Annotated in this window: 20 protein-coding genes; 16 read left to right on the top strand and 4 right to left on the bottom strand. The window is 72.6% G+C overall.

What is annotated here, in order from left to right; translation table 11 throughout:
• Positions 1-102 precede the first annotated feature (102 nt).
• From AB0D94_RS06190 to gatB, 10 genes are all read left to right on the top strand, one after another.
• The gene (locus AB0D94_RS06190; protein WP_362046224.1) at positions 103-1,089 is read left to right on the top strand and encodes a helix-turn-helix domain-containing protein; all 987 of its coding nucleotides are present in this window, start codon (positions 103-105) and stop codon (positions 1,087-1,089) included.
• 88 nt (positions 1,090-1,177) lie between these two features.
• Positions 1,178-1,522, top strand: coding sequence for a DUF1330 domain-containing protein (locus tag AB0D94_RS06185; RefSeq protein WP_362046221.1), 345 nt, complete (start codon positions 1,178-1,180; stop codon positions 1,520-1,522).
• 158 nt (positions 1,523-1,680) lie between these two features.
• Positions 1,681-2,370 carry an SDR family oxidoreductase gene (locus tag AB0D94_RS06180; protein WP_362046218.1) on the top strand — a complete coding sequence of 230 codons (690 nt, stop codon included), beginning with the start codon at positions 1,681-1,683 and terminating at the stop codon, positions 2,368-2,370.
• Positions 2,367-3,350 (top strand): methionine synthase, encoded by a 984-nt coding sequence (locus tag AB0D94_RS06175; protein ID WP_362046215.1) that lies wholly within the window; start codon positions 2,367-2,369, stop codon positions 3,348-3,350. Before AB0D94_RS06180 ends, AB0D94_RS06175 begins: the two co-directional genes overlap by 4 nt.
• A gap of 30 nt (positions 3,351-3,380) precedes the next feature.
• Positions 3,381-5,582, top strand: coding sequence for an NAD-dependent DNA ligase LigA (gene ligA / locus AB0D94_RS06170; RefSeq protein ID WP_362046212.1), 2,202 nt, complete (start codon positions 3,381-3,383; stop codon positions 5,580-5,582).
• Positions 5,583-5,970: 388 nt separating this feature from the next.
• Positions 5,971-8,151 carry a bifunctional diguanylate cyclase/phosphodiesterase gene (locus tag AB0D94_RS06165; RefSeq protein ID WP_362046209.1) on the top strand — a complete coding sequence of 727 codons (2,181 nt, stop codon included), beginning with the start codon at positions 5,971-5,973 and terminating at the stop codon, positions 8,149-8,151.
• A 301-nt stretch (positions 8,152-8,452) separates the two neighbouring features.
• Positions 8,453-8,749, top strand: coding sequence for an Asp-tRNA(Asn)/Glu-tRNA(Gln) amidotransferase subunit GatC (gene gatC, locus AB0D94_RS06160; RefSeq protein ID WP_030010586.1), 297 nt, complete (start codon positions 8,453-8,455; stop codon positions 8,747-8,749).
• A gap of 5 nt (positions 8,750-8,754) precedes the next feature.
• On the top strand, positions 8,755-10,251 hold the full coding sequence (gene gatA / locus AB0D94_RS06155) for an Asp-tRNA(Asn)/Glu-tRNA(Gln) amidotransferase subunit GatA (RefSeq protein ID WP_362046205.1): 1,497 nt from the start codon (positions 8,755-8,757) through the stop codon (positions 10,249-10,251).
• Entirely contained in the window at positions 10,248-10,493 is a 246-nt protein-coding gene (locus tag AB0D94_RS06150) for a hypothetical protein (RefSeq protein WP_362046202.1), read from the top strand. Before gatA ends, AB0D94_RS06150 begins: the two co-directional genes overlap by 4 nt.
• Positions 10,494-10,509: 16 nt before the next feature.
• Positions 10,510-12,024, top strand: coding sequence for an Asp-tRNA(Asn)/Glu-tRNA(Gln) amidotransferase subunit GatB (gene gatB, locus AB0D94_RS06145; RefSeq protein ID WP_362046199.1), 1,515 nt, complete (start codon positions 10,510-10,512; stop codon positions 12,022-12,024).
• Between the two features lie 57 nt (positions 12,025-12,081).
• On the opposite strand, the gene AB0D94_RS06140 is transcribed toward gatB, so the two are convergent.
• Both AB0D94_RS06140 and AB0D94_RS06135 read right to left on the bottom strand, forming a co-directional pair.
• Positions 12,082-12,582 (bottom strand): DinB family protein, encoded by a 501-nt coding sequence (locus tag AB0D94_RS06140; RefSeq protein ID WP_362046196.1) that lies wholly within the window; start codon positions 12,580-12,582, stop codon positions 12,082-12,084.
• A 143-nt stretch (positions 12,583-12,725) separates the two neighbouring features.
• Positions 12,726-13,523: a GNAT family N-acetyltransferase gene (locus tag AB0D94_RS06135; RefSeq protein ID WP_362046477.1), complete on the bottom strand. Its 798-nt coding sequence runs from the start codon at positions 13,521-13,523 to the stop codon at positions 12,726-12,728.
• Between the two features lie 60 nt (positions 13,524-13,583).
• On the opposite strand from AB0D94_RS06135, the gene AB0D94_RS06130 reads away from it, so the two are divergent.
• The 6 genes from AB0D94_RS06130 (at position 13,584) to AB0D94_RS06105 (ending at position 21,335) form a co-directional block, all read left to right on the top strand.
• Complete coding sequence (locus tag AB0D94_RS06130) at positions 13,584-13,967, top strand: signal peptidase I (RefSeq protein ID WP_362046193.1); 384 nt, start codon at positions 13,584-13,586, stop codon at positions 13,965-13,967.
• Positions 13,968-14,176: 209 nt separating this feature from the next.
• On the top strand, positions 14,177-16,543 hold the full coding sequence (locus AB0D94_RS06125; protein WP_362046190.1) for an MMPL family transporter: 2,367 nt from the start codon (positions 14,177-14,179) through the stop codon (positions 16,541-16,543).
• A 39-nt stretch (positions 16,544-16,582) separates the two neighbouring features.
• Entirely contained in the window at positions 16,583-17,134 is a 552-nt protein-coding gene (locus tag AB0D94_RS06120) for a GNAT family protein (protein WP_362046187.1), read from the top strand.
• Positions 17,135-17,229: 95 nt separating this feature from the next.
• Positions 17,230-17,835: a hypothetical protein gene (locus AB0D94_RS06115; RefSeq protein ID WP_362046184.1), complete on the top strand. Its 606-nt coding sequence runs from the start codon at positions 17,230-17,232 to the stop codon at positions 17,833-17,835.
• Positions 17,836-18,021: 186 nt separating this feature from the next.
• Positions 18,022-18,189, top strand: coding sequence for a hypothetical protein (locus tag AB0D94_RS06110; protein WP_362046181.1), 168 nt, complete (start codon positions 18,022-18,024; stop codon positions 18,187-18,189).
• A gap of 80 nt (positions 18,190-18,269) precedes the next feature.
• On the top strand, positions 18,270-21,335 hold the full coding sequence (locus AB0D94_RS06105; RefSeq protein ID WP_362046178.1) for an AAA family ATPase: 3,066 nt from the start codon (positions 18,270-18,272) through the stop codon (positions 21,333-21,335).
• Here AB0D94_RS06105 and AB0D94_RS06100 read toward each other — a convergent pair.
• Both AB0D94_RS06100 and AB0D94_RS06095 read right to left on the bottom strand, forming a co-directional pair.
• Positions 21,298-21,477 (bottom strand): DUF6191 domain-containing protein, encoded by a 180-nt coding sequence (locus tag AB0D94_RS06100; RefSeq protein ID WP_362046175.1) that lies wholly within the window; start codon positions 21,475-21,477, stop codon positions 21,298-21,300. The two genes, AB0D94_RS06105 and AB0D94_RS06100, sit on opposite strands and share 38 nt — an antisense overlap.
• 42 nt (positions 21,478-21,519) lie before the next feature.
• On the bottom strand, positions 21,520-22,689 hold the full coding sequence (locus AB0D94_RS06095; protein ID WP_362046173.1) for a PQQ-dependent sugar dehydrogenase: 1,170 nt from the start codon (positions 22,687-22,689) through the stop codon (positions 21,520-21,522).
• Positions 22,690-22,807: the final 118 nt, after the last annotated feature.

Below are 22,807 nucleotides of genomic sequence, written 5' to 3'. Positions count from 1 at the left end.
TGTTTCTCCTCAGGTGTGTCCGGTGCTGCTGTGGAACCAGCTTCGGCGCGGGAGCGAGGCCGCAGTATTGGCCGGACGGCCACCATGTGTCAGGATCTGGCCATGCACAGGATTGCGGTACTGGCCCTCGAAGGCGTCCCCCCGTTCGAGCTCGGGATCCCCTCCCGGGTCTTCGGCAATGCCCGCGACGAGGCCGGGAACCCGCTGTACGAGATGACCGTCTGCACCGCCGACGGGCAGCCCGTGACCAGCGACGCGGGCTTCACCGTCGGCGTCTCGGCAGGTCCCGAGGCCCTCGCCGCGGCCGACACCGTGATCATCACGCCCACGCACGCCATGGACGAGCTCGCACAGGGCGCCCCCCTGCCGCAGGCGCTGAGCGACGCCCTCGCCGCGATCCGGCCCGGTACCCGGCTGGTCTCCCTGTGCACGGGCTCGTACGTCCTCGCCGCCGCCGGGCTGCTCGACGGCCGGTCCGCCACCACGCACTGGATGCACGCACCCGAGTTCCAGCGCGGCTTCCCGCGGGTCCGACTCGACGAGGAGGTGCTCTTCGTCGACGACGGGGACATCCTCACCTCGGCGGGCGTGGCCGCCGGCGTCGACCTCTGCCTCTACATGATCCGCCAGGACCACGGCGCCGCCGTCGCCAACCGCGCCGCCCGGCTGTGCGTGGTACCGCCCTGGCGCGACGGCGGGCAGGCCCAGTACATCGACCGGCCCGTGCCCGAGCCCACGGTGGCCACCACCACCGCCACCCGCGCCTGGGCCCTGGAGCGCCTCGGCGAGCCGATCGCCCTCGCGGAGCTCGCCGCCCACGCCCGGATGAGCCTGCGCACCTTCACCCGGCGGTTCCGCGACGAGGTCGGCATGACCCCGGTCCAGTGGCTCACCGTCCAACGCCTCGAGATCGCCCGCCAGTTGCTCGAGTCCAGCGACCTGCCCGTGGACCTGGTCGCCCACCGGGCCGGCTTCGGATCCGCCAACTCCCTGCGCCAGCACATGCGGAGCTCCCTCGGGATCTCCCCGATCGCCTACCGACGCACCTTCCAGCCGCACGCCCCCGCCCCCGCCGCCGCCCCGGCATGACGTCCGGGGTAATCGCCCCGGCTGTGGCGTTCGAGCAGGATGGAGTCAACAGCCCGGATCGCCGGGCTGGTTGACAGGGGAGACCACCATGACCGCGTACGCCATCGCCCACATACGCCCCGAGACCATGAACGAGGACATCCTCCGCTACATCGAGGAGATCCAGCCGACCATGGAGCCCTTCGGCGGCCGCTTCCTCGTCCACGGCGCCGAGGTCGAGGTCCTGGAGGGCCCCTTCCCCGGCACCGTCGTCATGATCGGCTTCCCGGACATCGAGCAGGCCCGCGCCTGGTACGCCTCACCCGCCTACCAGGCGCTCCTCCCGCTGCGCACCGACCACATCGAGGGCACGGCCATCCTCGTCGAAGGGGTTCCCGCCGGCTACGACGCGCGCAAGACGGCCGCCGCCCTGCGCGAGGCCGCCGGCCTCTGACGCACCACGCCCCTCCGCACCACGCCCCTCCGCACCGGGCGGCCGGGCGCCCGCCGGCCCCGCCCGAGCGGAGGGGAGGCCGGCCGGAAGGCGGCGCCCACCGCCCGCCCGTACCGCCCGTACCGGCCGGGCGGGCCGGGGGTGCGAGCATGGGCCTCATGGCTACTCACCTGATCACCGGTGCCGGTTCCGGCATCGGCGCCGCCGTCGCGGCCCGGCTGCACGCCCGCGGCGACGACCTCGTCCTCCTCGCCCGTGACGCCGGCCGCGCCCGCGAGCTCGTCGACCGCTACCCCGGCGCCGCGGCCCTCGTGGGCGACCTCGCCGATCCCGACCGGCTCTCGTGGGCCTTCTCCAAGCAGGCCGTCCCAGAGCGGATCGACTCCCTGCTGCACATCGCCGGGATCGTGGACCTCGGACCGGTGGGGGAGCTGCGGCCCAAGACCTGGCACCAGCAGCTCAACGTGAACCTGATCGCCCCCGCCGAGGTCACCCGGCTGCTGCTGCCCACCCTGCGGGCCTCGCACGCCACCATCGTCTTCGTGAACTCCGGGGCCGGGCTGCACGCGCACGCGGACTGGAGCGCGTACGCCGCCTCCAAGCACGGGCTGAAGGCCCTCGCCGACTCGCTGCGCGAGGAGGAGAAGGCCAACGGGATCCGGGTGACCTCCGTGTACCCGGGCCGCACCGCCAGCCCCATGCAGGCCAAGGTGCACTCCCAGGAGGGCAAGGAGTACGACCCCGCCGCCTGGATCGACCCCGAGTCGGTGGCGACCACCATCGTCATGGCCGTCGACCTGCCCCGCGACGCCGAGGTCAACGACCTGAGCGTCAGGCCGGGCCGATGAGCGCGGGCGCCACCGGCATCGGCTCGCTGCCCGGCGGCGACGCCCGCGAGGCGGCCAAGACCGTGACCGGGTCCTTCGAGGAGTTCCCGTACCTCGCCGAGCTGCCCGCCCGGGGGCCCGGCGCGGACATGATCGGGCGTTCCCTCGGGCTGCTCGTCGAGATGTACGCGCACGTCGAGCCCAGCGGCTGGCGGATCAGCGACCGCCCCGGACGCGACACCCGCCGGGCCCGGTCCTGGCTCGGCGAGGACCTCGACGCCCTGGAGGAGTTCACCCAGGGGTACACAGGCCGCCTCAAGATCCAGGCGGTCGGGCCCTGGACGCTGGCCGCCGCCCTGGAGCTGCACGGCGGCGAGGCGATGCTCCAGGACCCGGGAGCCTGCCGCGACCTGGCCGGATCGCTCGCCGAGGGCCTGCGCGGGCACCTGGCCGACGTCCGCAAGCGCATCCCGGGCGCCGAGGTCGTGCTCCAGTTCGACGAGCCGTCCCTGACCGCCGTACTGCTGGGCCGCGTCCGGTCCGCGAGCGGATACCGCACCTACCGCGCCGTGGACCGGCAGGTGGTGGAGGGCACCCTGCGCGAGCTCTTCGCCGTCCACGACGGGGAGGTGGTCGTCCACTCCTGCGCGCCCGAGGTCCCCTTCGGACTGCTGCGGCGGGCCGGGGCGACGGGCGTGTCGTTCGATTTCTCCTTGCTCACCGAGCGCGAGGACGACGCCATCGGCGAGGCCGTCGAAGGCGGTACGAAACTCTTCGCCGGAGTGGTGCCCGGCACCGACGGCCCGTTGTCAGACCCTGCCGGTAGCGTCATGGGTGTCAGGAAGCTCTGGCGCAGGCTGGGGCTGGCCCCGGGGACTCTGGCGGAGTCCGTCGTGGTCACCCCGTCGTGCGGTCTGGCAGGTGCCTCACCCGCCTACGCCCGCGCGGTGCAGGCGCACTGCGTCAGGGCGGCGAGGTCGCTCGCCGACAACCCTGAGTGACGGTCGAGACGGGCCACGGGAGGACACGGCATGGCAGCCGAACAGCAGGACACGGCAGTACCGACGGCAGTGCGTGAGCAGCACGCGCTGCTGGCCGAGCAGGTCGAGGAGCACCGCTTCCGGTACTACGTGAACGACCAGCCGGTCGTCAGCGACGCCGAGTTCGACAAGCTGCTGCGCTCGCTGGAGGCGCTGGAGGACCAGTACCCGGAGCTGCGTACGCCCGACTCGCCCACCCAGAAGGTGGCCGGGGCGTACGAGACCGACTTCGCCTCCGTCGTGCACCGGGAGCGGATGCTCTCCCTCGACAACGCCTTCGACGACGAGGAACTGGCCGCCTGGGCCGAGCGGGTGGCCCGCGACGTGAACACCTCGGACTACCACTACCTGTGCGAGCTGAAGGTCGACGGCCTCGCCGTGAACCTCACGTACGAGAACGGCCGCCTCACCCGCGCGGCCACCCGCGGCGACGGCCGCACCGGCGAGGACATCACGCCCAACGTCCGCACGATCGCGGAGATCCCGGACCGGCTCAAGGGGGACCGGATCCCGGCCGTGGTCGAGATCCGCGGCGAGGTCTTCTTCCCGATGGAGAAGTTCGAGGAGCTCAACGCGCGCCTGGTGGAGGCGGAGGGCAAGCCCTTCGCCAACCCGCGCAACGCGGCGGCCGGTTCGCTGCGCCAGAAGGACCCCAAGGTCACCGCGACCCGCCCGCTGCACATGGTCGTGCACGGCATCGGCGCCCGCGAGGGCTTCGAGATCGAGCGCCAGTCGCAGGCGTACGAGCTGCTGCGCGAGTGGGGCCTGCCCACCGCCCGGCACAACGAGGTGGTGTCCACGCTCGCGGAGGTCCGCGAGTTCATCACCCGCTTCGGCGTGAACCGGCACTCGGTGGAGCACGAGATCGACGGCGTGGTCGTCAAGCTCGACGAGATCGCCCTCCAGGGGCGGCTCGGCTCCACTGCGCGCGCCCCGCGCTGGGCGATCGCCTGGAAGTACGCCCCCGAAGAGGTCAACACCAAGCTGATCGACATCAAGGTCGGCGTCGGCCGCACCGGCCGCGTGACCCCGTACGCGCAGGTGGAGCCGGTGACGGTGGCCGGCTCCGAGGTCGAGTTCGCGACCTTGCACAACCAGGAGGTCGTCAAGGCCAAGGGCGTGCTCATCGGGGACACCGTCGTGCTGCGCAAGGCGGGCGACGTCATCCCCGAGATCCTCGGGCCGGTGGTGGACCTGCGGGACGGCAGCGAGCGGGAGTTCGTCATGCCGGCCGAGTGCCCCGCGTGCGGGACGGAGCTGCGGCCGATGAAGGAGGGGGACATCGACGTCCGGTGCCCCAACGCGCAGACCTGCCCGGCCCAGCTGCGCGAGCGGCTCTTCTACCTGGGCGGCCGGCAGTCCCTCGACATCGAGAACTTCGGCATGGTGGCGGCGGCCGCGCTGACCGCCCCGCTGGAGCCCGCCCGGCCGCCGCTGCTGGACGAGGGCGACCTCTTCGGCCTGACCATCGAGGACCTGCTGCCCATCAAGGCGTACGTCCTGGACCCGGACAGCGGGCTGCCCAAGCGGGACCCGAAGACGGGCGAGGAGAAGATCGTCACGGTCTTCGCCAACCAGAAGGGCGAGCCCAAGAAGAACGCCCTGGCGATGCTGGAGAACATCGCGGCCGCGAAGGAGCGCCCGCTCGCCCGGATCATCAACGGCCTGTCGATCCGTCATGTCGGGCCGGTCGCCGCCGAGGCGCTCGCCCGCGAGTTCCGGTCCATCGAGCGCATCGAGCAGGCCACGGAGGAGGAGCTGACGGCGACCGACGGGGTGGGCGCGATCATCGCGGCCTCCCTCAAGGAGTGGTTCGCCGTCGACTGGCACCAGGAGATCCTGCGCAAGTGGCGGGAGGCCGGGGTCCGGATGGAGGAGGAAGGTTCCGCCGAGGAGGAGGGGCCGCGGCCGCTGGAGGGGCTGACCGTCGTCGTCACCGGCACCTTGCAGAGCCACACCCGCGACGGGGCCAAGGAGGCCCTGCAGAGCCGCGGCGCCAAGGTCACCGGCTCCGTGTCGAAGAAGACCTCGTTCGTCGTGGTGGGCGACAACCCGGGGTCGAAGTACGACAAGGCGGTGCAGTTGAAGCTCTCCATCCTCGACGACGCCGGTTTCGCGGTGCTGCTCGAACAGGGCCCGGACGCGGCGCGGGAGGCCGCGCTCCCGGTGGACGGCGACGCCGGAGCGGAGTAATACCCCAAGGGGGGCCCGTCCCCAAGGAGTAGCGCATGCGGACCGATGCGTGGCGTGCGGCCGTACGTGCGGGCGCACGCCAGGCGCGTTGGCCGGTGGTAAACGGCTGGTACAAGCCTGGTCGCAGGGCGGTGACCTGTCGGATCATCGGAGGGGTGACAGGGGGGGCCGAGTCCAAACTCACCCGTTCGGCGGATACCGTACTGATGAGGATGGCTGGGTCGCATTCGGGCAACCGCCGCCGACCGCTGCCCCTGGGAGCCTCTCGCGTCCTACTGTTGAGGGGTGCGCCTGTCGTGCACGGCTGCGTGGTGCGATTCCAGCCGTGATGGCATGACATCGGGGCCATCGCGTGACATCGGCATCGCCGGCTCTGAGAGGGACGGGCATGAAACCCACCGAAAGCGCCGACCCGCCACCTGAGTTCGGCGGGGACCTCCCGTCCATGCGGGCGGGCCGGTTCGGCGTCCTGGGTGCCAGGACGCCGGAGACGCGGCCGCTCGACGCCTGCACGGGCGGGCCGAAGCGGCCCACCGCGCTGCCCTTCGTCATCGTGGGCCTCTCCGTCGTGGTGCTCGCGGCCGGCATCGTGTCCGCGCTGACGAGCCGTCACGCTCTGTTCCCCGGAGGCGCGGTGGGCTGGGCGCTCGCCCTCCTCACCGGAGTCATCGTCGGCCACCTCGTCGCGCTCGGCCGCGACCGCTGGTGGGGCGGCACCGGATCGGGCGCCGCGCTCACCCTCGGCGTCCTGCTCCTCTACGGATGGGTGCCGGCGGGACTCGTCTCGCTCGCGGTGGTCTCCCTGGTCGGGGCCGCGCGCCGGCACCGCTGGCGGCAGGGGCTGCTGCACGGCTCCGTCGACATCCTCGGCATCGGCGCGGGGGCCCTCGTACTCGCCGCCTTCGGCGAGTCGCCGACCGTGGAGAAGCCGTGGAAGCCCGCCACCTGGGGGCTGGAAGCCGTACCCGAGATCGTCCTGGTGGCGGTCGCCTACCTCCTCGTCACGCGGTTCCTGCTGTGGCTGGCGCTGTCCCCGCAGGTGGCGGGCCTGCCCACCATCGCGCGTACGGCCCTGCTGCGGCAGGCCCTGGTGGCCGTCGCGCTGCTCGGCATCGCCCCGCTGATCTGCGTGGTCGCCGTGACGCAGCCGGTGCTGCTGCCGCTGTTCGCCGTACCGCTGATCGCGCTGGACTCCACCCTGTGGATCGCCCGCGCCCGCGCCGAGGAACAGCTGCGGGACCCGCTGACCGGGCTGCCGAACCGGCAGTGGCTGCTGGAGCGGGCCTGGAGCGCGCTGGACGAGGCTGAACGTTTGGGCACCCGGTCAGCTCTTGTGCTGATCGACCTGGACCGCTTCCGGGCGGTCAACGACACCCTCGGTCACCTCGCGGGCGACCGGCTGCTCCTCCAGATCGCCGACCGGCTGCGCCAGGCCCTGCCCGAGGACGCCGAGGCGGCCCGGCTCGGCGGTGACGAGTTCGCCGTCCTGCTCCCCGTCGCCGACTCCACCACCAGCGCCCAGCGGGTCGCCCGCCACCTGGTCGCGGAGCTCAGCTCCCCCCTGGACCTGGACGGCCTCACGCTCGTACTGGAGGCCAGCGCAGGGCTCGCCGTCTTCCCCGACCACGCCCTCGACGCGGAGGGGCTGCTGCGGCGCGCCGACGTGGCGATGTACCAGGCGAAGCGCGACCGCACGGGCGTGGAGGTGTACGAGTCCAAGCGGGACTGCAACACCCCCGACCGCCTCGGCCTCCTCGGCGACCTCCGCCGGGCCCTGGACGCCGGTGAAGTGGAACTCCACTACCAGCCGAAGGTCCGCTTCGACGGACAGGTCGCGGGGTTGGAAGCACTGGTCCGCTGGGTGCATCCGGAACGCGGCCGGGTATCGCCCGACGAGTTCATCGCGATCGCCGAGACCTCCGGACTGATGCCGCACCTGACCGAGTACGTCCTGGAGACGGCCCTCGCCCAGGTGGCCCGCTGGCGGGCCCAGGGCCTGAAGGTGCCCGTCGCCGTCAACGTCTCGCCGCGCGACGTCCACACCCCGGGCTTCGCGGGGGCGGTGGCCGCGCGGCTGGCCCGGCACGGGGTCCCGGCGAGCGGCCTCCAGCTGGAGATAACGGAACACGTCCTCCTCGAAGACCCCCAGCGGGCGGCGGACACCATGGCAGGGCTCACCGGCCACGGCGTGAAGATGTCCCTGGACGACTTCGGCACGGGCTACTCCTCGCTGGTGCACCTGCGCCGCCTGCCGGTCAGCGAACTGAAGATCGACCGGTCCTTCGTGGGCCGGCTGGCGGTCGACGCCCAGGACGCGGAGATCGTCCGCTGCACGGTGGACCTGGCCCACTCGCTGGGCCTGCTGGTGGTGGCCGAGGGCGTCGAGGACGACGAGACCTGGGAACGGCTGCGGGACCTGGGCTGCGACGCGGTGCAGGGCTGGCTGGTCGCCGCCGCGATGCCGCCGCAGGAGGCCACGGCGTGGCTGCTGGCCCGCGGCGAGCGCGGCTGGCGCCGTCCGGCGGACATCACGGCCGAGCTGGCCGCTGCCGAGGCCGACGCCGTCTGACGAGCCCGCGGGCGCGCCGCCGCTGCTGGGGCTCCGCCCCAGATCCCGCGCCTCAAACGCCGGCCGGGGCTGGATTTGGCTGATGCTGCCTGCCCGGCGCGGCTGGATCGCCGCGCAGCGGCAATTTCGGCCCCGCCGGCGTTTGAGGCGCGGGGCCGGGCGGAGCCGGGGAAGCCCCGCGCAGCGGCCCGCGCCCCGCCCCGTACCGGCATCAGCGCCAAACCGTTTCGCAGGCCGGGGGCCGGGCCCCATAGGATTGGGTCCGAAACGAAACATCCACCCACCCCCAGAGGATCGCTGCATGCCTGGCATTACGCGCGAGGAGGTCGTCCACCTCGCTCGGCTGGCGCGCCTTGAGCTGTCCAGCAACGAGCTGGATCACTTCGCCGGACAGCTCGGCGACATCATCGGCGCGGTCGCCCGCGTCTCCGAGGTCGCCGACCAAGACGTCCCGCCGACCTCCCACCCGCTGCCGCTGACGAACGTCATGCGCGCGGACGAGGTCCGTCCGTCGCTCACCCCCGAGCAGGCGCTCTCCGGCGCTCCCGCCCAGGAGCAGCAGCGTTTCAAGGTGCCGCAGATCCTGGGGGAGGACTAACAACCATGAACGACCAGATCATCAAGCTCACGGCAGCCCAGACCGCCGAGAAGATCGCCTCCGGCGAGCTCACGGCCGTCGAGGTCACCGAGGCCCACCTGGCCCGCATCGACGCGACCGACGAGAAGGTCCACGCCTTCCTGCACGTCGACCGCGAGGGCGCGCTCGCCCAGGCCCGCGCCGTCGACGCCAAGCGCGCGGCCGGCGAGAAGCTCGGCCCGCTGGCCGGCGTACCGCTCGCCCTCAAGGACATCTTCACCACCGTCGGGGTCCCGACCACCGTCGGTTCGAAGATCCTCGAAGGCTGGATCCCGCCCTACGACGCCACCCTGACGCGCAAGCTCAAGGAAGCCGACGTCGTCATCCTCGGCAAGACCAACATGGACGAGTTCGCCATGGGGTCCTCCACCGAGAACAGCGCGTACGGCCCCACCGGCAACCCCTGGGACCTCACCCGGATCCCCGGCGGCTCCGGCGGCGGCTCCGCGGCCGCGCTCGCCGCGTACCAGGCGCCCCTCGCCATCGGCACGGACACCGGCGGTTCCATCCGCCAGCCCGCCGCCGTCACCGGCACCGTCGGCGTGAAGCCGACGTACGGCGGCGTCTCCCGCTACGGCATGGTCGCCTTCTCCTCCTCCCTCGACCAGGGCGGGCCCTGCGCCCGTACGGTCCTGGACGCCGCGCTCCTCCACGAGGTCATCGCCGGCCACGACCCGCTCGACTCCACCTCCATCGACGCCCCGGTCCCGCCGGTCGTCGAGGCCGCCCGCAACGGCTCCGTCGCCGGCATGCGCGTCGGTGTGGTCAAGCAGTTCGCCGGTGAGGGCTACCAGGCCGGCGTCGTCCAGCGCTTCAACGAGTCGGTGGAGCTCCTCAAGGAGCTCGGCGCCGAGATCGTCGAGCTGGACTGCCCGTCCTTCGACCTCGCGATGGCCGCGTACTACCTGATCGCGCCGTCCGAGTGCTCCTCCAACCTGGCCCGTTTCGACGCCATGCGCTACGGCCTGCGCGTCGGCGACGACGGCACCAAGTCCGCCGAGGACGTCACCGCCCTGACCCGCGAAGCCGGTTTCGGCGACGAGGTCAAGCGCCGCGTCATCCTCGGCACGTACGCGCTCAGCTCCGGCTACTACGACGCGTACTACGGCTCCGCCCAGAAGGTCCGCACGCTCATCACCAGGGACTTCGAGAAGTCCTTCGAGCAGGTCGACGTGATCGTCTCCCCGACGACCCCGACCACCGCCTTCCCGATCGGTGAGCGCACCGACGACCCGCTGGCGATGTACCTCGCGGACCTGTGCACCATCCCGACCAACCTGGCCGGCAACTCCGCCATGTCGCTCCCCTGCGGCCTGGCACCGGAGGACGGCCTCCCGGTCGGACTGCAGATCATCGCCCCGGCGATGAAGGACGACCGGCTGTACAAGGTCGGCGCGGCCGTCGAGGCCGCCTTCGTCGCCCGCTGGGGTCACCCGCTGCTTGAGGAGGCACCGTCGCTGTGAGCACCAGTGCACTGTCCAAGGCCAAGGGCTTCAAGAAGTCCAAGACCGGCACCTACCTGTCGATCGGCACCACCGCCTTCGGCGCCCTCGGCGTGATCAAGCAGGTCAAGAAGGCCCGCACCGAGCACGACGTGCTGAAGCTCGTCGACGCCGCCGTGTCCGCCGCCGCCATCGTCACCGGCCTCGCGATCCTGTACCGCGAGCTGAAGCGCCTGGGCGACGACGACGTCCTGCTGGGCTGAGAGGGAAAGTTTCACCGTGACCACCTTCACCGAACTGCTGTCGTACGAGGACGCTCTCGCCTCGTTCGACCCCGTCATGGGCCTTGAGGTCCATGTCGAGCTCGGCACCAGGACCAAGATGTTCTGCGGCTGCTCGACCGAGCTGGGCGCCGAGCCCAACTCGCAGACCTGCCCGGTCTGCCTGGGCCTGCCCGGCGCGCTCCCGGTCGTCAACGCGATCGGCATCGAGTCCGCCATCAAGATCGGCCTCGCGCTCAACTGCGAGATCGCCGAGTGGTGCCGCTTCGCCCGGAAGAACTACTTCTATCCGGACATGCCGAAGAACTTCCAGACCTCCCAGTACGACGAGCCCATCGCCTTCAACGGCTTCCTGGACGTCCAGCTGGAGGACGGCGAGATCTTCCGCGTGGAGATCGAGCGCGCCCACATGGAGGAGGACACCGGCAAGTCGCTGCACGTCGGCGGCGCCACCGGCCGTATCCACGGCGCGTCCCACTCGCTGCTGGACTACAACCGGGCCGGCATCCCGCTCATCGAGATCGTCACCAAGCCCATCGAGGGCGCGGGCGAGCGGGCCCCCGAGGTCGCCAAGGCGTACGTCGCCGAGCTGCGCGAGGTCATCAAGGCGCTCGGCGTCTCCGAGGCCCGCATGGACAAGGGCCAGATGCGCTGCGACGTGAACCTGTCGCTGCGCCCGAACCCCGAGGCGCCCTTCGGCACCCGCTCGGAGACCAAGAACGTCAACTCCCTGCGCTCCGTCGAGCGCGCGGCCCGCTTCGAGATCCAGCGCCACGCGGCGGTGCTCTCGTCGGGCGGCTCGATCGTGCAGGAGACCCGGCACTTCCACGAGGAGGACGGCTCCACCACGGGCGGCCGCATCAAGGACAACGCCGAGGACTACCGGTACTTCCCGGAGCCCGACCTGGTCCCCGTGGCCCCGGCCCGCGACTGGGTCGAGGAGCTGCGCGCCGGCCTGCCCGAGATGCCGCGCGTGCGCCGCAACCGGCTCCGCGAGGAGTGGGGCGTCAGCGAGCACGACATGCAGTCGATCCTCAACGCGGGCGCGGTGGACTCCATCGTCGCCACGATCGAGGCGGGTGCCGACTCGGCCGCCGCGCGCAAGTGGTGGATGGGCGAGCTCGCCCGCAACGCCAACGAGCAGGGCGTCGTCGTCGACGAGCTGCCGATCACCCCGGCGCAGGTCGCCCGGGTCGCGGCGCTGGTCGCGGCCGGCGAGCTGAACGACAAGCTGGCCCGCCAGGTCCTCGAAGGCGTCCTCGCCGGCGAGGGCACCCCGGACGAGGTCGTCGAGAAGCGCGGCCTGAAGGTCGTCTCGGACGAGGGCGCGCTCGGCGCGGCCGTGGACGAGGCCATCGCCGGCAACGCGGCCATCGCGGACAAGATCCGCGGCGGCAAGGTCGCCGCCGTCGGCGCCCTGGTCGGCGCGGTCATGAAGACCACCCGCGGCCAGGCCGACGCGGCCCGCGTCAAGGAGCTCATCCTGGAGCGCCTGGGCGTCTCCGAGGGCTGATCCCCGTACTCCGCGAAGGGCCCCGCACCCATGAGGGTGCGGGGCCCTTTCGGCAGCTCAGGCGCCGGTCGTGCCGTCGATCGCCTCGCGCAGGAAGTCGGCGTGGCCGTTGTGACGGGCGTACTCGTGGATGAGGTGGAGCATCAGCAGGCGCAGCGAGGCCTTCTCCTCCCAGCGCGGTACGAGCACCGTCACCTCCAGGGACTCGGCGGCGGCCTCGATGCGGCGGGAGCGGGCCACCTCCGCCTCCCAGGCGGTGAACGCCTCGGCGCGGCTGGAGCCGGAGGCGTCGTAGGCGGCCTGGAAGTCGTGCGTGTCCGACCACAGGTGGGGAAGGTCCTCGCCGCTCAGGACCCGGCGGAACCAGTGCCTCTCGACCTCCGCCATGTGCCGGACCAGCCCCAGCAGGGACAGGGTGGACGGGGGCATCGAGGCGCGGCGCAGCTGCTCGTCGGTGAGGCCCTCGCACTTCATGGCGAGGGTGGCCCGGTGGAAGTCGAGGTAGGCGCGGAGGGTTTCGCGTTCGTCGCCGGTCATCGGCGGGCTGATGCGTTCCATGCGGTGATCCTGCCGGGTGCCCGGGCGGGGGCGGAAGGGCGCGGGGCGGACCTGGGCGCCTGCCGACGCACGCGGTGCCCGCCCTGCCGGGTCCCTGCCGAGGTGCTCGGCCCCGCCCGCGCCGCGCCGTGTTCCCGTAGCGGCTACGCGGCCGTCCACAGGTACGGCACCGTCACGCCCAGGACGCCGAATCCCAGCCGTTCCAGGATCGGGCGGCTGTCGTCCGACGCGTCCACCTGGAGGTACGGGATCCGGCGCTCGGCCGCGACGCGGGCGCGATGGGCCACCAGGAGGCGGTAGATGCCGCGGCCGCGCCACTGCGGGACCGTGCCGCCGCCCCACAGGCCCGCGAACGAGGTCCCCGCCCGCATCTCCATCCGGGCCGCGCTCACCGGGGTGTCGCCCGCCATCGCCAGCACGGCCGTGATGGTGTCCGGCTCGTGCGTGAGCCGGCTGAGCATCTGCTCGCGGATGTGCGGGTGCTCGGCGCCGAAGGCCCCCGTGTGGACCTCCATCATCAGGTCCACCCCCGCCTCGTCGGTGACCGTCCGCAGGGTGATCCCCTCCGGCGGTTCCACCGGCAGTTCCGCGAGGTCGGCCACCCGCGCCACCATCAGCGTCTCGGCCGGCTCCGGCACCAGACCGGCGGCCCGGAGCCGCTGCCCGAGGTCCGCCGGGCGGTCGTGGCCGTACAGCTTCCACTCGAACTCGGACGGCACCCCGCGGCCGGCGAAGAACGCCACCTGCGCCGCGATCTCCGCGTCCGCGCTCTCCTCGTCGAGGTCCGACCAGAGCACCGCGTTCCATCCGGGCCCGGGCACGGTCTGCCGGACGACCGCGCCCACCCGTTCCACGCGGGCCTGCGCCGCGTCGGCCTGCGCGCCCCGCCGCATCTCGGCGTCGTACAGGTCGCGCACCTTGAGCAGTTCTTCCGCATTCATGGTCATCGGCTCAGCTCACCAGTGTCCGGGCCTGCCGCACAACTGCATTAACCTCACCCCGTGAACGACGACTCCACCATCTACACCGGCAAGGCCACCCCCGATGCCGCCGCCGACCGCGGCTGGCTCCTCGGTCACTTCAAGGACCCCGCGGATCCGCGTCACAGCGAGGACGTGGAGATCAAATGGGGCGTCCACCCCAAGGGCGACGCGCGGGAGCGGTGGGCGACCGGGGAGAAGCGCACCGCGCTGCTGGTGCTCATCAGCGGGCGCTTCCGGCTGGAGTTCCCGGGGCGGACCGTCGTCCTCGCCGAACAGGGGGACTACGTGCTCTGGGGGCGCGGCGTCGACCATTCCTGGTACGCGGAGGAGGAGGCGGTGGTCCTCACGGTCCGCTGGCCTTCGATCCCGGGCTACCGGGCCGATCAGCCCGAGCAGTCCTGACCGAGGTCCCGCACCTGCCCGAGCCCCTGTGACGATGCACACGTAAGGGGCCAACGATCACGAATGGCTGAGATCGTTCAGGTGTAGACCAAATGGGCCGAATCCCCGGGGCGATCCCCCGGGTCCTCGGCCGGGCCTTCACGAGTTCAAGTGTTCTTTGCGACGGGCTGCCTCCCGGTAAAGATCCGAACCACCAGGGAGCACGTCCGTTGGCAGCAATCGCGCGGTGGTGTATGCGCCACCGTCTCCTCGCCGTCCTCATCTGGCTGATCGCCTTCGGTGGGACCGCGGCGGCCGCGGGGAGCGCCGGAGCGGCGTTCTCCAATGACTACGCGGTCCCCGGCACCGAGTCCGGCAAGGCGGGCGACCTCCTGCGCGAGGGCTTCCACGGCCAGGGCGGGGACACCGACACCATCGTGTGGCGGGTCCCGGACCGGCAGGACCCGCAGGGTCAACAGGGCGGTCAGAGCCAGCCGGACCAGCAGGGCCGGCCGGACCAGCAGAGCCAGCCGGACCAGCAGAGCCAGCCGGACCAGCAGGGCCGGCCGGACGGGCAGGGCGTCCGCAGCCCGGCGGTCGAGCAGCGCATGACCCGGGCCCTCGACGCGATAGCCCAACTCCCCGGCGTCGGATCCGTCAGCAGCCCGTACGGGGCCGGCCCCGAGAGCGCCGCCCAGATCAGCCCCGACGGGCGCACCGCCTACGCCGTGGTCACGTTCGACCAGCAGGGCGACGCCGTACCCAAGGCGCAGGCCAAGGCCGTCGTCGACGCGGCGAAGAACCCGACCACCGAGGCCGACGGCCTCCGGGTCGAACTCGGCGGCCGCGCCATCGGCCTGACCGAGGCCCCCACCGCACACCTCGCCGAGGTCATCGGCGTGGCCGTCGCGGCGCTCGTGCTCTTCCTCGCCTTCGGCTCGCTCGCGGCCAGCCTGCTGCCCATCGCCACCGCCCTGGTCAGCGTGGGCACCGCCTACTTCGGCATCACCCTGCTCGGGCACGCCATGCCGGTCGCCGACTTCGCGCCGATGCTCGGCACCCTCATCGGACTCGGCGTCGGCATCGACTACGCCCTGTTCATCGTCACCCGCCACCGCAAGGGACTGCTGCGCGGCCTGCCGGTCGAGGAGGCGGCCGAGAGCGCCGTCGCCACCACCGGCCGGGCCGTCGTCTTCGCCGGGGCCACCGTCTGCATCGCCCTGCTCGGCATGCTCGTGCTGCGGCTGAACTTCCTGAACGGCGTCGCGATCGCCGCCTCCGTGACGGTGGTGCTGACCGTCGCCGCCTCGGTCACCCTGCTGCCCGCCCTGCTCTCGTACATCGGCATGCGCGCCCTCTCCCGCCGCGAGCGCCGCCGGCTCGCCGCCGAGGGCCCGCGGCCCGAGCGGACCACCGGCTTCGCCGTGCGGTGGTCCGCCTTCGTGGAACGGCACCCGAAGCTCCTCGGCGTCTTCGCCACCGTGGTCATGCTGGTGCTCGCCCTGCCCACGCTCTCGCTGCACCTGGGCACCTCCGACCAGGGCAACAACCCGGCCACGTCCACTACCAGGAAGGCCTACGACCTCCTGGCGGAGGGCTTCGGGCCGGGCATGAACGGCCCGCTCGCCGTCGTCGCCCGCCTCGACGGCGCCGCCGACCGGCTCGCCGTCGACCGCCTGGCCGAGGAACTCCGTACGGCCGAGGGCGTCGCCTCCACCGGCCCGGCCGTCTTCAACCGCAGCGGTGACACCGCCGTACTGACCGTGGTCCCGGACTCCGCACCCCAGTCCAGGGCCACCAGCGACCTCGTCGACCGGCTCCGCGAGGACGTCGTCCCGCGCGCCGGGCACGGCACCTCCATGGAGGTCCACGTCGGCGGGGTGACCGCCGGCTACGACGACTTCGCCGAGGTCATCATCGGCAAACTGCCGCTCTTCGTCGGGGTGGTCATCGCCCTCGGCTGCGTGCTCCTGCTGCTGGCCTTCCGCTCCATCGGCATCCCGCTCAAGGCCGCCGCCATGAACGTCGCGGCCGTGGCCTCCTCCTTCGGCGTCGTCGTGGCCATCTTCCAGTGGGGCTGGGGCAGCGAGACGCTGGGCCTCGGCAGCGCCGGACCGATCGAACCCTTCCTGCCCGTGATCATGGTCTCGGTCCTCTTCGGACTGTCCATGGACTACCAGGTCTTCCTCGTCAGCCGGATGTACGAGGAGTGGCTGGAGACCGGCGACAACCAGCGGGCCGTCCGCGTCGGTCTGGCCGAGACCAGCCGGGTGATCAACTCCGCGGCCGTGATCATGATCGCCGTCTTCCTGGCCTTCGTCCTCAGCGGCGACCGGATCATCGCCATGTTCGGCATCGCGCTCGCCGCCGCCGTCGCCCTCGACGCCTTCGTGCTGCGCACCCTTCTCGTGCCCGCCCTGATGCACATGCTCGGCGGCGCCAACTGGTGGCTGCCCGCCTGGCTCGACCGACGGCTGCCGAAGATCAGCATCGAGCCGCCCGAGCGCGGTCCCCATGCGAAACTTCCGGTGCAGCGGCCCGGTTCGGACCCCGCCACGAGCGAGGACGGCGCCGAGTCCGCGACCAGCTCCCGGTGATCCGGCCATCCGCCGCAAGAGACCCAAGGAAGAACGCGCATGTTCTCGATAGACCTCGCTGACGACGCCCAGATGTTCCCGCTGGAAGCCCGGCACGCGGAGGAGTTCTTCGCGCACATCGAACGCGGACGTGAATTCATCGGCCAGTACGTCGGCTTCCCGGACCGGTCCCCGGACGTCGAGTCCGCCCGGGCCCTGCTGGCCAAGTACGCCGTGAAGGCCGGCGAGGACGGCGCCCGGTTCTTCGGCATCCGGCTCGACGGCACCCTGGTGGGCGGGGTCCTCTTCCCGGCGTTCGAGGCGGAGACCGGCAACTGCGAGATCGGCTGCTGGCTGGAGCCCGCCGCGGCCGGCCGCGGCCTCGTGACGAAAGCCTGCCGCGTCCTGATCGACTACGCCTTCGGCGAGCGCGGCATGCACCGCGTCGAGTGGCACGCCGCCACCGGCAACAAGAAGAGCCTCGCCGTGGCCGAACGCCTCGGTATGACCCGCGAAGGTGTCATGCGCCAGAACCACCTCCACCGCGGCGTCCGGCAGGACACCGAGATCTGGGCGATCCTCGCCCCCGAATGGTCCGCCTCCCGCGCCTAGGATCTCAGGCCGGGCCCCGCCGACGGCGGGGCCCGTGTCGCATCCGTCACCGGATTCTCAGGCAGCTCTCATGCGGGCCGCCTACGGTGCCCCGCATGGACACCACGAAGACCCCCGCCCCGAACGCCCCCGAGGCGGACACCACCCCGGCCGACCTCGTGAAGGCCGAGGCCCCCCGGCCCGCCGAGGCCGGGAGCGCGACCGCGACCGCCGCGGACACCGCCACCGACGCCGAACTCACGGACGAGAACGCGGACGAGAACGCGGACGACGAGGAGTTCGACGAGGACCTGGCCGAGGACGAGGAGCAGCCCGGCGGCGTCGGCGCCGCGGCCTCCGCGATCGTGGCGGCCGGACTCTCCCTCGTCGCCCTCAGCGGCACCTGGGGCTCCCGCGTCCTGGCCGAGCGCCAGGGCCTCATGGGCCAGATAGAGGGAGACAAGTCCGCCCCGGCAGCGGAGCAGATCGCCGCGCTCTACGGTGACGGCTGGCAGCTCACCGCCCTCGTCAACGGCGTCCTGTCCACCCTCGCCCTCCTCATCGCCGTCTTCGTCCTGGCCCGCCCCGCCTTCGGCGCTCCCGGCCGCACCCTTCCGGCCTGGGTCCGGGCCGTCTCCTGGGCAGCCGTGGTGCTCGGCGCCCTCGGCGCGCTGGTCTTCGGCTTCCTGTACTTCCTCCCCCTCCCGAAGGTCCCCGCCTAAGCCCTTCCCCCGGCGGGGTCTGCCGTGCGGAGATGCCTTAGTCCCCGTCGGAGACCTCCGGCCCCGGACTAAGGCCCCCTGGCGCCCGTAGATGCGGCATGATCCCGATGTGCCCGCACCCCCTGGGAAGCGAATCTTGGATCACACCGAACGAGGTGTCCGAGAGAAGCAACCAGGGAGTACGAAATGTTCGAGCACGAGATGGTCTCCGCCCGCCACGCCGACCTCATCCGCCAGGCCGACGCGTACCGCCTGGTCCGGGAGGCCCGCAACGCGCGCCGCGCCTCCTCGCGAAGCCAGGAACCCGAAGGGCTGGTGAGAGGGGTCCGCAGCCGCTTCACCCGCGCCGCGTGAACCGCGTCGCGGCCCCCGTGGACTGACGCGTGATGAGGAGCGCACCGATAACGAGTGCCGCTGGACAGGACGGCTGTGCGATGCTCGGCGGCGTGGAGACCAGATCTGTCAGCCCGGTGTTCGTCGGCCGAGCCGACGAACTGGCCGCACTCACCGACGCCCTGACACGCGCCGCCGGCCAGGAGCCGCAGGCCCTGCTCATCGGGGGAGAGGCCGGGGTCGGCAAGACCCGCCTCACGGAGGAATTCCTCTGCGAGGCGGACCGGCACGGCGCCGTGGTCGCCGTCGGGGGCTGTGTGGAGATCGGGGCGGAGGGACTTCCCTTCGCCCCGTTCTCGACGGCCCTGCGCACCCTGCACCGCCGGCTCCCCGGGGAACTGGCCGCCGCGGCCGCGGGCCAGGAGGACGAACTCGCCCGGATCCTCCCCGAACTCGGCGACACCCCGCGCGGACCGCACGACGAGGAGAGCACCGCCCGGCTCTTCGAACTGACGGCCCGCATGCTCGAGCGGCTCGCCACCGACCGCACCGTCGTGCTCGTCCTGGAAGACCTGCACTGGGCGGACACCTCCACCCGCCACCTGCTCTCCTATCTCTTCCGCACCCTCGCCAGCGGCCGGCTCGTCGTCGTCGCCACCTACCGCGCGGACGACGTCCACCGCCGCCACCCCCTGCGCCCGCTGCTCGCCGAACTGGACCGGCTGCGCACCGTCCAGCGCATCGAACTGCCCCGCTTCAACCGGGCCGAAGTACGCCGCCAGCTCGCGGGCATCCTCGCCTCGCAGCCCGAAGAGGACTTCGTCGACTCCGTCTTCGACCGCTCCGACGGCAACGCCTTCTTCGTCGAGGAGCTCGTCGCCTCCCGGGAGAACGGCTGCCGCGCCGGCCTCACCGAGTCCCTGCGCGACCTGCTCCTCGTCCGCGTCGAGGTGCTCCCCGACGCGGCCCAGCGCGTGGTGCGGATCGTCGCCGAGGGCGGCTCGACCGTGGAGTACCCCCTCCTGCGCGCCGTCACCGGGCTGGCCGAGGACGAGCTGATCGAAGCACTCAGGGCCGCCGTGGGGGCCAACATCCTGCTCCCGACCCCGGACGGCGACGGCTACCGCTTCCGCCACTCGCTGGTCCGCGAGGCCGTCAGCGACGACCTGCTGCCCGGCGAGCGCTCCCGCGTCAACCGCCGGTACGCCGAAGCCATGGAGGCCGACGACGTCCTGATCCGCGCCGAGGAGCGGATCATCCGGCTGGCCAGCTACTGGTACCACGCGAACGACCCGGCCAAGGCGCTGCCCGCCGTGCTCGCCGCCTCCGTCGCCGCCCGCCGCCGGCACGCCTACTCCGAGCAGCTGCGGCTGCTGGAGCGGGCCATGGACCTGTGGGAGAGCGCCCCGGAGGAGGTCCGCGAGTCGCTGCGCCCGGCGGACTACACCGAGGTGTACCCGCCGTGCGGCTGCGACCCGGCCACCACCCCGCTGAGGCGGCTCGACCTGCTCGCGGAGGCCACGGTGGCCGCCCGCTACGGAGGGGAGCGCGAGCGCGGGCTCAAGTTCACCAAGACGGCGCTGCGCCTGCTGGATGAGGACCCGGACCCGCTGCGGGCCGCCTGGTTCTGGACCGAACGCTCCCGGCTCGTCTCCAGCCTGGCCCGCGGCGACGGCTGGGAGGAGATCGCCAAGGCACAGGAGCTCGTCCGGGGGCTGCCCCCGTCCCAGGTGCACGCCGAGGTCCTGGTCCGGGCCGCGAGCTGGGGAATGCTCCACAACCCGGGCCGCGCCAACCTCGCCGCCGCCGAACGCGCCGTCGAGTACGCGCGGATGCTCGGCGCCGAGGACATCGAGCTCAACGCCCGGATCACGGCAGGCGCACTGCTCACCGACGCCGGCGACGCCGAAGGCGGACTCAGCGAGATGCACGCGGTCAAGGACCGGGCCACCGCACTCGGGCTCACGGCGCTGGCGGGACGTGCTCATATCAACCTCACCTCTCAGTTGGAAAGCATGGGCCGCTCACGCGAAGCCGTGGAGCTGGCCGAACAGGGAGCCGAACTCGTCGGCAGATCAAGGTTGTTCGACACCGAGGCATGGCTGCGGGGCAACATGGCGGAGAGCCTGTACAGCCTCGGCCGCTGGGACGAGGCCGCTGAGGCGGCCCGGCGCACCCTGCTCGTCGGCCAGAGCGCGGCGCCCCGCGGCTCCGCCTCCGCCCGCATCGCCTACCTGGCCCTGGCCCGCGGCGAACTGGCCGAGGCCGCCCAGCAGCTCGCAGCGGCCCACGCCCACTTCGGCACCCACGAGACACAGCCCCAGCACCGCCTGCCGCTCTTCCGCCTCGCAGTCGGAGTGGCCGCGGGCGAGGGGCGCATCGCCGACGTCCGCGCCGAGATCACCAAGGCCGTCGCCTTCGGCTTCGCCCTCGGACAGCACCGCTACGCCTGGCCGCTGCTGCTGGCCGCCGCCTCCGCCGAGGCGGACGCCCGGGGACTGCCCGCCGCCGAAGCCGGCCGGGAAGCCGCCCTGGGCCTGCTGCGCACCGCCACCCGCACGCTGGCCACCCCGGCACCGGTGTGGGCCGCCCACGCCGAGTTCCTGCGGGCCGAGCTGCTCCGGGCCGAGGCCCGGGACACCGTCGCCGACTGGACCGCCGTGGAGGAGGCCATCCGCCCGCTGGACCGCCCGTACCTGCTGGCCCGGGCCCGCTACCGGCTCGCCGAGGCCCTGCTGACCGCCGGCGCCGACCGGGAGTCCGCGGCTGCCCTGCTCCGCGAGGCCCACGCCACCGCCGACCGCCTCGGCTCACGACGGCTGCGCGAGGACCTGGCCCTGCTCGCGCAGCGCGCCCGCCTCCCCCTCACCGACGCCGACGCGCCCCCGGCCCCGCCCGCACCCGAGACCGACCCGGCCGAAGCGCTCGGCCTCACCAGCCGCGAGCGGGACGTGCTGCGCCTGGTCGCGGCCGGCAACACCAACCGCCAGATCGCCGGGGAGCTCTTCATCTCCCCGAAGACGGCGAGCGTGCACGTCTCCAACATCCTGGCGAAGCTGGGTGTCTCCGGCCGCGGCGAGGCGGCCGCCCTCGCCCACCGGCTACGGCTCTTCGCCCCGGCCGGACCCGTCAGCCGGAGTCCGGAGGCTGCTCTTCCACGCGTATGACCACCTTGCCGGACTCCAGGTCTATCGGACCCCGTCCCGGGTCCCCGTCATTGAGGTCGACCCGGGACAGCTCCAGCCGCTTCTTCTCCTCGTCCGTGTGCTTGCGTCCCGGGTTGAAAAGCTCCTCGATCAGGTTGAACACCGCACCCACCGCACCCTTCGCCCCCCAGCGGGGCCACGCCGGTCACCGCACCGTCAGTGTCAGGATCCTGTCGTCGCCCGATTCCGGCGACCCGCGCCCGTCCGTCTCGCTCGTGACCAGCAGCAATCTGTCCCCGCCGAGGGCCACCACCGTGCGCAGCCGGCCGTACTTCCCCTCCAGGAACGCCTCCGGTTCCGCCACCAGCTCGGTCCCCGCCAGCGGGATCCGCCACAGCCGGTCACCCCTCAGACCCGCCATCCACACCGACCCCTCGGCCCAGGCGATCCCGCTGGGCGAGGCCTCGTCCGTCTTCCACACGGCCACCGGATCCCGCAGACCGGGTTTGCCCGCCTTGCCCTCGGCCTCCGGCCAGCCGTAGTTCCCGCCGGGCTCGATCAGGTTCAGCTCGTCCCAGGCCTTCTGGCCGAACTCGGCCGCCCACAGCCGCTTGTCCTTGTCCCAGGCGAGCCCCTGCACATTGCGGTGCCCGTAGGAGTAGACGACCGAATCCGCCTCCGGGTTGCCGTGCACCGGCTTCCCGTCCGGGGTCATGCGCAGGATCTTGCCGCCCAGCGACTTCTTGTCCTGCGCGAGCCCGGTGTCACCGGTCTCGCCCGTGCCCGCGTAGAGCATCCGGTCCGGGCCGAAGGCGATCCGGCCGCCGTTGTGGATCAGGCCCTTGGGGATGCCCCGGAACACCGTGTCGGGCGCCCCCAGTTGCTGTCCGGCAGGTCTCTGCTCGTCATAACGCATCCGGGCGATGCGGTTGTCGGACTCGGTGGTGAAGTACGCGTACACCAGACGGTCCGAGGCGAACGTGGGGGACAGGGCCAGGCCCATCAGCCCGCCTTCCCCGCCCGGGGCCACCCCGGGCACCTCGCCGATCTGCGTCACCGCGCCCGACCCCACCGCGACCCGGCTGATCGTCCCCTTGTCCCGGGAGGCCACCAGCAGGTCCCCGCCCGGCAGCGGTGCAACGCCCCAGGGCGACTCCAGCCCCTTGGCCACCTCACCGGTCACCGTCACCGCGCCCTTGGCGGGCGGTGCGACCGCCCCGGGCGACGCGGAGGCACTCCCGGAGGGGGCCGGTGATCCGGCCCCCGGGGAAGCCGTACCCGGTGGTGAGCTGCCGGGGAGCGCGTCACCGCCGCCCGGGGAGCATCCCGTCGCCAGCAGGGCGCCGCACCCGGCCAGGGCGACGGCCGCCAGCACCCACCGACGCCCCGTGCCCGTAACCGCCCCCGCACCCGTACCGGCGTCCGCGTACCGCCCCGGCCCGGACAACCCGGCCGCCGGCATACCGGTTCCCGAGGCCCCGGCCCCGTACCCC

The organism is Streptomyces sp. NPDC048255 (assembly GCF_040652415.1).
Lineage (GTDB): Bacteria > Actinomycetota > Actinomycetes > Streptomycetales > Streptomycetaceae > Streptomyces.
This window is presented reverse-complemented; position numbering and strand designations above follow the sequence as displayed.

Excerpts from the sequence above, each read along its gene's own strand:
- AB0D94_RS06190 (WP_362046224.1), top strand. The coding sequence starts at position 103 with ATGCACAGGATTGCGGTACTGGCCCTCGAAGGCGTCCCCCCGTTCGAG.
- AB0D94_RS06185 (WP_362046221.1), top strand. The coding sequence starts at position 1,178 with ATGACCGCGTACGCCATCGCCCACATACGCCCCGAGACCATGAACGAG.
- AB0D94_RS06180 (WP_362046218.1), top strand. The coding sequence starts at position 1,681 with ATGGCTACTCACCTGATCACCGGTGCCGGTTCCGGCATCGGCGCCGCC.
- AB0D94_RS06175 (WP_362046215.1), top strand. The coding sequence starts at position 2,367 with ATGAGCGCGGGCGCCACCGGCATCGGCTCGCTGCCCGGCGGCGACGCC.
- ligA (WP_362046212.1), top strand. The coding sequence starts at position 3,381 with ATGGCAGCCGAACAGCAGGACACGGCAGTACCGACGGCAGTGCGTGAG.
- AB0D94_RS06165 (WP_362046209.1), top strand. The coding sequence starts at position 5,971 with ATGAAACCCACCGAAAGCGCCGACCCGCCACCTGAGTTCGGCGGGGAC.
- gatC (WP_030010586.1), top strand. The coding sequence starts at position 8,453 with ATGCCTGGCATTACGCGCGAGGAGGTCGTCCACCTCGCTCGGCTGGCG.
- gatA (WP_362046205.1), top strand. The coding sequence starts at position 8,755 with ATGAACGACCAGATCATCAAGCTCACGGCAGCCCAGACCGCCGAGAAG.
- AB0D94_RS06140 (WP_362046196.1), bottom strand. The coding sequence starts at position 12,582 with ATGGAACGCATCAGCCCGCCGATGACCGGCGACGAACGCGAAACCCTC.
- AB0D94_RS06135 (WP_362046477.1), bottom strand. The coding sequence starts at position 13,523 with ATGAATGCGGAAGAACTGCTCAAGGTGCGCGACCTGTACGACGCCGAG.
- AB0D94_RS06120 (WP_362046187.1), top strand. The coding sequence starts at position 16,583 with ATGTTCTCGATAGACCTCGCTGACGACGCCCAGATGTTCCCGCTGGAA.
- AB0D94_RS06115 (WP_362046184.1), top strand. The coding sequence starts at position 17,230 with ATGGACACCACGAAGACCCCCGCCCCGAACGCCCCCGAGGCGGACACC.
- AB0D94_RS06110 (WP_362046181.1), top strand. The coding sequence starts at position 18,022 with ATGTTCGAGCACGAGATGGTCTCCGCCCGCCACGCCGACCTCATCCGC.
- AB0D94_RS06105 (WP_362046178.1), top strand. The coding sequence starts at position 18,270 with ATGCTCGGCGGCGTGGAGACCAGATCTGTCAGCCCGGTGTTCGTCGGC.